This is a genomic window from Spirosoma agri, assembly GCF_010747415.1.
GTDB classification, from domain to species: domain Bacteria; phylum Bacteroidota; class Bacteroidia; order Cytophagales; family Spirosomataceae; genus Spirosoma; species Spirosoma agri.
Window position 1 is genome coordinate 132,465 of sequence record NZ_JAAGNZ010000004.1, and the last position, 10,929, is coordinate 143,393.

The window sequence follows — 10,929 nt, forward strand, 5'->3', positions numbered from 1 at the left end:
ATCAGTATTTAGCCATGCCCCTTCGTCTCATAAAGGAGCGATTTACGAGAGCCTGAATACTAGACGGATCTACACAAGATTAATCTGGTGGGGACTGGGCGATCCGGTTATGTAACAACTTCACAACTAACTAATTGAAGGAATCACGAAAGGCGACCGGAGAGGAGTCCGTCTTCGTTTTAAACAACTTGCTGAACGATTGGGGGTGCTCAAAACCTAGTTTGTACGCAATTTCACTAATCGACAACCTTGTTGTTGATAGCAGTTCTTTGGCCTTACCAATGAGCTTCTCATGGATATGTTGTTGCGCGTTTTGCCCCGTCAGCGTTTTGAGCAGACTACTCAGGTAGGTAGGCGACAAATGGAGTTCCTGGGCCAGATAGCCCACCGTTGGCAAGCCCGATTTGATCAGTTCATCACCCGCAAAATAGGCCTCCAGCAGGGCCTCGAATCGGTCCAGTAACGCGTGGTTGATCGTTCGGCGGGTGATAAATTGCCGTTGGTAAAACCGGTTCGAATAGTTAAGTAATACCTCGAGTTGGGCAACGAGGATGGCCTGACTGAACTTGTCGATGGGCGTTTGATAATCCCGCTGAATCTGCTGGAGGAGGGCAACGACCATGGATTCTTCCGTGTCCGATAAAAACAGCGCTTCCCGAATGGAATAATCAAAATACTCGTAGGTTCGAATCCCTTTGGCCAGGGAAGTACCCCATAGAAAATCGGGGTGAATCATTAATAGCCAACCGGTATGCTCATGGACTTCCTCATCTGTAATCGTAAGCACTTGGCCCGGCGCCAGAAAGACCATCACCCCTTCCGCAAAGTCGATCGGCTGTTGGCCATACTTTATCGGCCCGTTGACGTTTCGTTTCAGCGCAATGCAGTAGAAGTTATTGACTAGGCTTCGGGGCTTTTCCGTTCGCCCTGGTTTTATATCTTCGAACCGGACCACGCTAATCAGTGGATGACTTGGTTTGGGAATATTGGCCAGTTGATGATAGGCAGATATGGTATCGATCCGGTAAGGCGGCTGGGTGGACATGATTCGACGGGTTTACGGCCCCTAACTTGCTTTCGTGTAAAGCTAAAACGTTTTGGTTAGCGAGTATACAGCAATCGTAACCCTTCATAAAGTGGCGTCGGCTTTCGGCCCAACAGCCTTTCCAGATCAGGGCTGACAAGGTCTTCCTGCCCATTGGCAATGTCCATGATAAACCCGGTAATCCGCCGAGCCATCACCTCCGGCAGACCGCGTTGGATTAGTCCGGCTTCAAACGTAGCGGGTTCGGCGGGGGAGTAAACAACAGACTGGCCGGATAGCTTGGTCAGGGCATCGGCTATATCATAAAACGAGTAAGACTCACTGCCTGTCAAGCGATACGTTGTGCTGCCCTGATCGTTCTTGACCAAAGCATTCGCTATCGCTTCACCCATCTCGCTTCGTAACGCCAGAGCAACTCTACCCTGCCCAGCCGGCAGGTTAATACCCCGCTCAAAAACAGCCTCACCGCCCACAAACTGGGGGATAGCATCCATATAGAGGATGTTCTGGAATAGCGTATAAGCCAGCCCACTCGCTTTAATGTAGTCCTCGGTCTGAAAATGCCCTTGCATCAGCTGATTGACCAGCGTCGCGGGGTCTTTCAGCGCCCGGCTTGTGTAGGCAATTCGTTGGACCCCCGCTTTCCGGGCTGCATCGACGACATGCTGGTGTTGACTTACCCGGTTTTGCTCATCCGTACCGGCAATCAACAGGACCGTTTCAATACCCTGCATGGCCCGATCAAGGGATATTTTATCGTCATAGTAACCTACGTGTACAATTACGCCCTGGTCAACTAAATGATCGGCCTTAGTTTGATCCCGCACAAAGGCAGCAATCTGGGTAGGTGATACTTTTTGCAATAACTGACGGATAACTGCGGTACCAAGCTGGCCAGTGGCTCCGGTTACTAAAATCATAGTATTAGGTGGTTTGGTTACCACAAAGGTCCGCGTTGAGCAACATCCGGACGTATCCAGATTATGGGTTATCGTAGCCAAATTAACTAATTAGCACTGGTGTGCGGTGGGTCATTCGTTCCGTAAAGTTTTCCACCTAAAAAGGTATAGGCAGGTTTCTTCGTATCGACTCCGAGCGTTTGGTGAGACAAGTAACTAACCGTTTGTTCACAAACTATACACTTTCGTACAGGTGATAGTGGCTTCCGTTACTTTCTAAGGGTAGAGTAGAAGAACGGCTGTTATTGCTTACGTTCAGCAAAGGGTTTGCTGTTTTTCTAATTTACTACTCTGCTAGCTATGGACCTATTTGAAGTACTCGCTAAATGGCTTTTTTGGCTCTTTGATGGAATCGGCGTCAACCTCATTCTTAAAAAGATCGCCAAAGCGTTTGACAAAAAGAACGAAGACAGACCAGATTCAACGAGCAATTCGTTAATCAGTTCAAAACTACCGCAGATCTAATTTATAGGTTGAAGCAAGTGTCAGACACTCGCAATCCATTTAAATTAATCTATCTCTATCCCCTCATTAATTGCGTAAGCACAGTGTAACGCAGTGCTATTGTGTTTAGTGAAGAGGGTGATTATGCGTTTAACGGTTAGCTAAGTTCTACTACAATGAGAATTAAATTTCCTCAGTTGCGCGCTCCGACTACGGTATTTTACAATCAATGGCGAGCCATCTTTCTGGCCCTTGCGCTAGTTATCCTGGTTGTAGCTAAATTACTGCACTAAACTGATAGTGACTCTATCAGGCGCATTTTCCTGTTTCGCACTTTTGCTTCTCAAGTACGAAACTAGGTACGCCTTTAGCCACCCAAGCTTCCTATACCTTACAATTCGGACGTTTTGTAACAGATTTATTTTCGTATTTCCTCGACTGATGCGGGGGGATGCTGTATCGTATTGATCGCTTTAAATACGAAGCATACAGTCAGGCGGGAACGTTTTTAGCGACCGTCTATTCGCAGGATTGTAGTCAACTGTCATGCTATCTGTTCAGAGTCCCGCTTCGGCACGGTTGGTATACCCGCACCACCGCCGGAGCGGTAGCGGCTTCAAGGCTCAATCAGTGATATGCGGGGTGAAAGTGAAGAAAAACTTGACTCAAAACAGATTAGTGCAACTGAAATTACGATTAGCTTTACCACACAATCTGGTTGTGAAAACATGACGTATCGACCGAAGAAAAAACTAACCTGCTGGGCATACAGCTTGCTGAGCCTCGCTTGTTGGCAATGCGCGCCCGATGCACTACCCCAAATTGATTACGATCAGCGAGCGGCTCAGCTCATGACCGACCTCAAGCCACAACTTGTCGGGACATGGAAACTTCGGCAGGTACATGTCAGCCCAAACGGACCTAATCGCATCAATCGACTCAATCTGAGCAAAGACAGCACCTTTCAGGACGTGGCTCTGCTAACGATCGTGCCAGCCGCCAGCCCGCGCCAGACACCGGTCGATGCCCGCTACAGCGACTACGACGGTACCCTTCAGTACAAGACCAAGACCTACCCCGTTCAGTTCAACACGTGGCCGGGGCCTCGGGTCTATAGCCCTAGTCAGCAGGGCCCTCAGGCTTTCTTGTTGTTCAGCTTTCACTTCCCCAACGGAACCCGTTTTCCTGAGGCTGAAGAAACGTTTCTGGAAAATTTGGGGCTCATAAACGAAACGTTTTCGCTGGAAACCACGGCCGGCCAACCAACCATGCAATGGGTGGGCTTGAATCGAGGTATTCAGCGAATCGACTTCGTCAGGCAGCCCTGATCAAAGTCGATTTTCTTGATACCAGGCGATCCCTGAGTTTTCATTTACAAAGCTTACTTAAGGAGTCATTGAGTGCATCAAACGCCCGCTATGGCAGCCCGGCCTTTTGATGCGCAACTATTTACGTAATTCCGGCGTATCAGGCTAGGAGCGTTTCCCGAAAATATCCCTATTCAGAATAGCTCCTGGACGTAAAGAACTATCCACTGGCCCACCAGTTCAGCTTGACCCGTAGCTTATGTCATGAGGCTGAATATTCGTTAAAATAACTTAAACTGACTCAACACAGGTAGGCTTATTCAGCGGTTGGTTATTCCTTTGATGATCAGTAAAGTATTCAGTTATCGATCAGCCGTTAGCCGTTGAAAACAATCCTGTACCTCCTCTGTCTGGTTTTAGTCGGCTGTCAGCCTAAAAGCAGTGGCCCTGATAAGCCATCATCCGACACACCCTTACGGGCCATCTATTCAAGAGCCGTAAACGATTCGCTCTACGTGCAGACCCAACTTCCCTTGGAGTATGACGATAGCACAACCAAGCACTATCCGGTGGTGGTTATCCTAGACGGTAACTTTCATTTTCCCATGCTGGCCGCCAGTGTACACCAATACGAAAAAGCTGGTCTGTTACCACCCCTTATCTTGGTGGGGGTTGGCTACCGATCGTTCAACGCAATGGACTCCCTGCGCGTACGGGACTATTTGTATCCGGCGGCATTAGCTTCCGACGAATTAAAGGCCCCCGGTGGCGGGGAGCGGTTTAGACAGTTCCTGAGCCGAGAACTAGTCCCTTCGATTGACTCAACCTATCGAACTACCTCCCAAAATAGAACGCTACTTGGCCATTCGTTCGGGGGCTACTTTGCCTTGTATACGTTATTAAGCCAGGCTAAAACGAAGACCCATGACTTTCAAAACTTCGTGGCTGCCAGTCCTTCCGTCTGGTATCACAACTTCTATCTGAACCAGTTGCCTGCCCAATTGAGCCAGTTAAATAAGGCCGATTCGATCCGGTTGTTTTTGTCCGTTGGTGGCCAAGAAAACCCACAATGGGATATTAAGCCTGTTTCGGGTTTAACGACATCCATTAGGCAATCACACAAGGTTAGCCTTCAGGGCGGAGTTTACGATCAGCTAGGGCACATGGATACGGGCCAGCTGAGCTTTCTGAAAGGCTTACAGTATTTTTATCAATCTCGCTGACACATAAACGATACCTCTTTGTCAGTCTCCCAATTAGGGGATAGCTACGTTAAGGTTCTTTCGTCTCAGAAAAGAGATACTTGTGAGAATAAACCCAGTAGCCAGTGGTTGCTAAATCAAATCTACATGAACGTATAAAAGTACCACCAGGTGACTGTGCTTTCTTCTTTAGCATTATACTATTGTTTATTCACTGCCTAAATCCGTAGCTGGATTAACCAAGACAGCCTTGAGTATTGTGTGAAGAACCATACTGGAAGGAGGTATTTATCCATTAGCCGTTTTCAGCCATTTGATTTCAACAAGTTTTTGGTCACGAAGGCTAACGTCAATCAAGAACAATCACCGACTTTCCAATTAGCTTACCCTGACGGGCTTCCCGATAGGCTTCTCTAACGTTGGTAAACGAATACGTCTTGTCCAGTACGATCTGTAGGCCAGCCTCCGCCAGATGAGTTAACGTATTAAATCCGTCAACGGTCGGTTTTAAGATCAGAATCGTCAATTTTTGCCCGGAAAAGAGATTGTTAATAAATGAGTGAAGGAGCGTCAACGGTGAAGGAAGTGTGCTGACAAAGATGGCCTTTCGCTTCATCAGGTTTTTTGCCTCGGTAAAAGAAAGCTTGGTGGATAGGTCAATAACCGCATCGAACGTTTGACCCAGCAGTTTGCTGTCTTGTCTGGTGTAGTCGATCACGGTATCAGCGCCCCATCTTTTGGCTTCGGCAACGCCCTTCGTACTGACAACCGCCGTCACTCGGGCACCCCGTTTTTTGGCGATTTGAACGGCAAATACCCCAATCCCGCCGGTAGCGCCGTTGATCAATACGTCCTGGTTAGCGCCGACCTTAGCCAATTGATCAATGATCTGCAACGCAGACAATCCGGTTACGGGCAGAGCAGCTGCCTCCTCAAACGAAAGGTTGGTCGGTTTTGGGGCAATATCGGTCTCCTTAACGACAATGTAATCGGCCAGGGCTCCCCCTTTAAACACATCCAGTAAGCCAATGATTGCGTCACCAGTCTTAAAGCGACTCACGGTGATGCCCGCTTGTTCGACAACGCCCGAGAAATCGATACCCACCGATTTAGGGAAGGTTGTTCCCGACATCAATTTCATCGCTCCGCCATAAATTTTCCAATCCAGCGGGTTGATCGAAACCGCCTTCACTCTTATCAGCAGTTGATCGTCCTGAATGCTGGGCACCGCTTGTTCGATTAGCTCCAGCACGCTTTCGTCGCCAAACTGGTTATACATTACTTTTCTCATAATTGCCGTATGTCTAGTTTCTACACCGCAAAGTTGGTCCAAGTAAAGAACTGAAAATAACCCAAAAGGCCAGAAAAACAGTCGAATCCGACGAGGTAGATCATCCGGCAACTTCCGGGTATCGGTGACTATCGTATCTGTATAGTAATAGGCATTATGGTTTGTCCGATCGGACTGATTTGCGGTCACATCGGACTGTTTTCTGGTCTAATGCCTTCCTAGATTTGTGAACTATTTAAATCAAGCATCATGAAAAATCACCAAAAACCGATCACGGTAGGCGCTGATGAAGGCAAAAGCGTTTCTGTTGGTGGAAGCACCTATCGAATTCTGGTGGCGGGAAAAGACACATCAGGAGCCTACGCCACGATTGACATGCTGGTACCACCCGGTGGTGGACCCGGACCACATGCCCACGCCGATTTCGAGGAGTCCTTCTACGTCATCGACGGCGAAATTGAGGTCAAATCCGAGTTTGGCAGTTATGTAGCGACTAAAGGTTCTTTTATTTCTATTCCCAAAGGGGGCGTGGTACACGGCTTCAAGAATACGAGCGGGCAAACGGCCCATTTGCTTTGCACCGTAGTACCGGCCGGTCTGGAACTGTTATTCGAGGAGATCGGCCAGCCCGTCGCAGCCGGGCAGTTTCTGCCACCCCCCGCGCTGGATGGCGCTACGATAAAGAAACTACAGACTATTGCCGAAAAGTATGGTCAGCAAATCTTCCCGCCCGCTTATCTGGGGTAAACAGCGCGTTATGTGTACGAGTAGCGCTTGGGGTTTAGGCCATAATGCTTTTCAAAGAGTCGGCTGAAGTGGCTTAGATTGGAAAAGCCCAGTTCATAACCCACCTGCCCAACGGAATGCTTGCCCTGTTTCAGCAGGAAGGCCGCTTCTTCCATTCGGGCTTGCTGGTAATAAGTGTAGATGGTGGTTCCAAACGTTTGCTTGAAAAGCTGTTTAAGTTTAGTTTCGCTCATGGCAGCGACTTGAGCCAGCTCACGGATTACCGGTGGCACGCTCAGGTCGTTCAGGATCTGATTGCGTATATACAGAAGCCTTTCCGCATCGGCGCTGTTGATCGGTTGATGGGGAGCGCTTTCCCGTAGGGCCAATTTATGGAAAACCAGATAGAGGAGTTCCTGCACCCTGATCTGCATGTAAAAGTGGCTTAGAGGATCAGTCATGTCCACAGTGGCCAGATTTTTAAGCAGCAGCTTAGTCTCGGCAACCATGCTTTCGAAAAAAAGGAAGGAATTACCGTTGCCGATAATGGTTTGCAGTACTGAGTTAGGTTCGCTAACGGCCAGTAATTCCCTTAACTGAGGTGGCTTTATGGCAACAACTACGTAATGAATCGTTTGATGGGCAGGAAAGCGGATAGTAGAGCTGAGATCGTTGGAGGTGACCTGGATTGCCGATTCATCGCGCTGCGAAAACGGGACCTGGAGATCATCATTATAAGCAATCTCGAGTGGCTGTTCGTTGCTGTAAAAAAAGATGGTAATCAGGTCATTTCCCTGACCGGACGACTTGCGTTTGATAATAAGATCTTCCTTAAGTACGTACCGGTGTATGGTGATCTTGAAGTCTTCCCCGAATGCCAGCTTGCGAATGGAGCCCTGCCCTAAATGATCCGGTATCACGAGCAGACCGTTCTGTACCGCTGCCTGTATGTGCCGGGCAAAGTACGTCATAAAGTCAAAATCGGGGGTAGCGGTAAAGCTGAAAATCATAATGATCAGTCCGTTTGTGCAACCATTCAGCAATATGGCATCGATCCAGCTTCATTTGACACTGATGCTGATTAATTGTTACTCGTTAGACGCCCCTTTTTCGGAGACTCTCCCCTGCCTTATTTGTGTTCGCTCTTGGCTTATTCTAACGATCTCAAAAAGCCATCCGCCGGGTGGTTCCGTCACAAATCAACCGCAGCCGCTCACGGTCGCAACGGCCAGTACGCCGGAGCGGGACCGTATCCCATTTTCAATGGCGCAGATGAGTTCATGCGACAATTTTACGAACGTAGGACTGAGCTTTACCCCTTGTAAAGCTAAATGAAATGTACTTCGCAGCCCTGCTACCTCCATACTAGATGTAATTAGTAGAAAATTTCATTCTAGGATGAAACAGGAGTAAACTCGTAGGGTCGTGCGATGGAGCCATCGGCGGTTCTTATCCAGATACACCGGTGGCACACCGGCCCGACAACACCGCTGGTACGGCAGCTTCTTTCTCTTGATTGGTGAACCGTATTCTGGCGGTTTACCAAACCACTAAACCCCGGGCTGGCTACCCAGGGAGTGTTACAGGACCAATGCCATCACCAGACAGGAGCCGCCCACCACACATACCCTAATCCAGCCACCATGCGTCCAGGCCACTTGAACGCGCAAAGACTGAACGCGGCCTCTGTGACAAATTGATAAGCACCTTGTTAGTACTAATCAAAATGGAAAAGTAGCTTAACGCAGAAAGCCGCTACCAGCACCGGCAGTAGACTTTTAAACCGAAGGCCATAGTGACAGTCACCCCTACCACTACAACCTTCGGATTCTGGTCAGTTAACGAATGACTTGATGAAATCCAGGCTGGTGGTCCAGGTGAGATCGTTATAACGTTCGTTCGCTACTTGGGTATGGCGGGTTGTGAACATCGGATACATATACTGGCCCTGTTGCCACTTCGCGTATAACTCATATTCTCCAGCGGGGTAGTCAGCTCGTTGCTTACGGATAAACTGGGCAAAATCGTCCAGACCCGACAACCGATGAAGCCTGAATTCCTGACCCGTTGCCTGTTTTACTTCTTGCATCAACTTGGTAGGGCTAACCTGGAAACTGGCAATCTGTAGATTTCGGGGGGCCGTATCATCCAGAGCCACTTCAGCCGTGAAAGCCGCCGTATCGTCCATCATCGTGAAATCCAGTGGCCAGTCTGCCTTCTCGCCCCAGTAACCAATACTCTTTTCTTTCAGATTCAAGATCGGTGTATTATAGGTTAAAATGTCGGCAAAAGCGCCGTTGAAAACCGAAGTAGCTTGTATGGATGTAGCGGGAATGTAGTTTGCCAAGATCGGCGAGTACGTTAATATAGGTTTTTCGCCAAACAGCTTAACCCCAATGGGTAGAATTCCCCGGGGAAGCGGCCCCCTTGTTTACTGATCAGGAGACTATGCCCAGCCCGCAGGGATGACGTCAGGTTCATCAACGCCATAAAATTGAGAAAGTCCGTTGAAGCTGCCTGAAACTGCGGAATCATGCGGGGGAGTGTATCTACCCGCTAATTAACCGTACCATTTTAGTTAAGCATACAGTTTTGAGATGAACGCATCGACCACGTATTGATCTTGCGGAAAGTTATAGACCTCACTAATCTTGCCATCGTCAATCTTCCACAGTAAACAGGACATCGCATTCAGGTTATCGACGCCCTGAAGTTGACTCCAGTTTTGATGACAGTCGATCACATATTGATCATTGACACCCATTACGATCGGGCTGGCCTGAAAATCGGCCTTACCAAGTTGCTCAAAATACGTCAACACATCGTCAATACCCTTCTTTACGCCACTTAAGGGGTGCCGGCCCGGAATATGCCATTGGATGATCGGAGAAAGAATTGTTTCAATTGTTGACAGATCATTGGTGGCGTAGGCTTGGAAAAAGCGGTGAACCAACTCTATATTCGGATGGGAAATCATGGGTAGAAAACTAGCGGATTACTTGTTGCACAAAAGTAGCGACCCTTATTTTGGATAAATTACGCCAGAAAGACTACTTTTTGTTTGCATCGGCCATGTATAGCCAACCCATCAGCTGTTCTTCGCTTGTTGAGCAAGCGACTAGTCCATTTGTCAGTTTCCATCAACGGCTGGGCTGTTTCCATTCCGATTGGCATCAACACGAGTGGGGACAATTGATCTATGCCGAAAAGGGGTGTATTCATGTCAACAGCCGGACGAAACAGATCCTCATTCCGAGCGGGTATGGGGTTTGGATACCCCCTGACACCGATCATGAGATCCGGTCCACGAGTTCACAGACGAACATTCGCTCGATTTGCTTTCCGGTAGCGGATAACAACGGGTCTCTGCGACAAACCATTAGCGTATTTCCAATGTCTACGTTGCTTCGGGAAATGATCCGCTATACCAACCGGTGGAACCAGGGGCCGGTTGACGAGGCCCAGGCGACTACGTTTTTGCAAACCGTTCAGGGTTTGTTGCCAGAAGAAATTGACAAAGCGGTGATCGTCTATCTACCGTCGACGACTCACGCCAAACTCCTGCCGATCACTACGTATATTCAGACCCATTTAGCCCGACCGATCAATGTTCAGTGGTTAGCCAGTGAGTTTGGCCTGTCAGTGCGAACTCTGAGTCGGCTATTCAGGCAGCAGTTGGGCACTTCCTTTTCCGGTTATTGCAAGATCGCCCGCATCATGCGCGCACTGGAACTGATTGAACTAGGTTGTGACAACGTATCGCAAGTAGCCACTGATGTGGGCTATGAAAGTTTGGCCACGTTTAGCAATAATTTTTTGGCGATCTGTGGTCATCGTCCCTTACAATTTATCCATAGCAAACGTCTTTACTAGCCTGATCAATCGCGCTTAGCCCACTGGAATGGACGCAGGATAAACTTGTCTTTTAGGAGACGATTCACTCGCTGGTTACCAC

10 protein-coding genes are annotated in these 10,929 nt (G+C 48.5%); 4 read left to right on the top strand and 6 right to left on the bottom strand.

Features of this window, described 5'->3' with window-relative positions; translation table 11 throughout:
* Nucleotides 1-130: 130 nt before the first annotated feature.
* The gene (locus GK091_RS26110; protein ID WP_164043683.1) at nucleotides 131-1,045 is read right to left on the bottom strand and encodes a helix-turn-helix domain-containing protein; all 915 of its coding nucleotides are present in this window, start codon (nucleotides 1,043-1,045) and stop codon (nucleotides 131-133) included.
* A gap of 56 nt (nucleotides 1,046-1,101) precedes the next feature.
* Nucleotides 1,102-1,965 carry an SDR family oxidoreductase gene (locus GK091_RS26115; RefSeq protein WP_164043684.1) on the bottom strand — a complete coding sequence of 288 codons (864 nt, stop codon included), beginning with the start codon at nucleotides 1,963-1,965 and terminating at the stop codon, nucleotides 1,102-1,104.
* A gap of 1,211 nt (nucleotides 1,966-3,176) precedes the next feature.
* On the opposite strand from GK091_RS26115, the gene GK091_RS26120 reads away from it, so the two are divergent.
* Complete coding sequence (locus GK091_RS26120) at nucleotides 3,177-3,776, top strand: hypothetical protein (RefSeq protein WP_164043685.1); 600 nt, start codon at nucleotides 3,177-3,179, stop codon at nucleotides 3,774-3,776.
* Between the two features lie 362 nt (nucleotides 3,777-4,138).
* On the top strand, nucleotides 4,139-4,978 hold the full coding sequence (locus GK091_RS26125) for an alpha/beta hydrolase (protein ID WP_164043686.1): 840 nt from the start codon (nucleotides 4,139-4,141) through the stop codon (nucleotides 4,976-4,978).
* Between the two features lie 328 nt (nucleotides 4,979-5,306).
* Here GK091_RS26125 and GK091_RS26130 read toward each other — a convergent pair whose 3' ends face one another.
* Nucleotides 5,307-6,248 (bottom strand): NAD(P)-dependent alcohol dehydrogenase, encoded by a 942-nt coding sequence (locus GK091_RS26130; protein WP_164043687.1) that lies wholly within the window; start codon nucleotides 6,246-6,248, stop codon nucleotides 5,307-5,309.
* A gap of 249 nt (nucleotides 6,249-6,497) precedes the next feature.
* Between GK091_RS26130 and GK091_RS26135 the strand changes: the two genes are divergently transcribed.
* Nucleotides 6,498-6,995: a cupin domain-containing protein gene (locus GK091_RS26135; protein ID WP_164043688.1), complete on the top strand. Its 498-nt coding sequence runs from the start codon at nucleotides 6,498-6,500 to the stop codon at nucleotides 6,993-6,995.
* Nucleotides 6,996-7,003: 8 nt separating this feature from the next.
* On the opposite strand, the gene GK091_RS26140 is transcribed toward GK091_RS26135, so the two are convergent.
* The 3 genes from GK091_RS26140 to GK091_RS26150 form a co-directional block, all read right to left on the bottom strand.
* A complete protein-coding gene (locus GK091_RS26140; RefSeq protein ID WP_164043689.1) occupies nucleotides 7,004-7,984 on the bottom strand; it encodes a helix-turn-helix transcriptional regulator in 981 nt (326 codons plus the stop codon).
* Nucleotides 7,985-8,808: 824 nt separating this feature from the next.
* Entirely contained in the window at nucleotides 8,809-9,321 is a 513-nt protein-coding gene (locus GK091_RS26145; protein WP_246202428.1) for a Rossmann-fold NAD(P)-binding domain-containing protein, read from the bottom strand.
* 231 nt (nucleotides 9,322-9,552) lie between these two features.
* Entirely contained in the window at nucleotides 9,553-9,951 is a 399-nt protein-coding gene (locus GK091_RS26150; RefSeq protein WP_164043690.1) for a nuclear transport factor 2 family protein, read from the bottom strand.
* A gap of 50 nt (nucleotides 9,952-10,001) precedes the next feature.
* Between GK091_RS26150 and GK091_RS26155 the strand changes: the two genes are divergently transcribed.
* Nucleotides 10,002-10,847, top strand: coding sequence for an AraC family transcriptional regulator (locus GK091_RS26155; RefSeq protein WP_164043691.1), 846 nt, complete (start codon nucleotides 10,002-10,004; stop codon nucleotides 10,845-10,847).
* The last annotated feature ends 82 nt before the right edge of the window (nucleotides 10,848-10,929 follow it).

Coding starts and splice junctions, on each gene's coding strand:
- GK091_RS26110 (WP_164043683.1), bottom strand. CDS start 1,045: ATGTCCACCCAGCCGCCTTACCGGATCGATACCATATCTGCCTATCAT.
- GK091_RS26115 (WP_164043684.1), bottom strand. CDS start 1,965: ATGATTTTAGTAACCGGAGCCACTGGCCAGCTTGGTACCGCAGTTATC.
- GK091_RS26120 (WP_164043685.1), top strand. CDS start 3,177: ATGACGTATCGACCGAAGAAAAAACTAACCTGCTGGGCATACAGCTTG.
- GK091_RS26130 (WP_164043687.1), bottom strand. CDS start 6,248: ATGAGAAAAGTAATGTATAACCAGTTTGGCGACGAAAGCGTGCTGGAG.
- GK091_RS26135 (WP_164043688.1), top strand. CDS start 6,498: ATGAAAAATCACCAAAAACCGATCACGGTAGGCGCTGATGAAGGCAAA.
- GK091_RS26140 (WP_164043689.1), bottom strand. CDS start 7,984: ATGATTTTCAGCTTTACCGCTACCCCCGATTTTGACTTTATGACGTAC.
- GK091_RS26150 (WP_164043690.1), bottom strand. CDS start 9,951: ATGATTTCCCATCCGAATATAGAGTTGGTTCACCGCTTTTTCCAAGCC.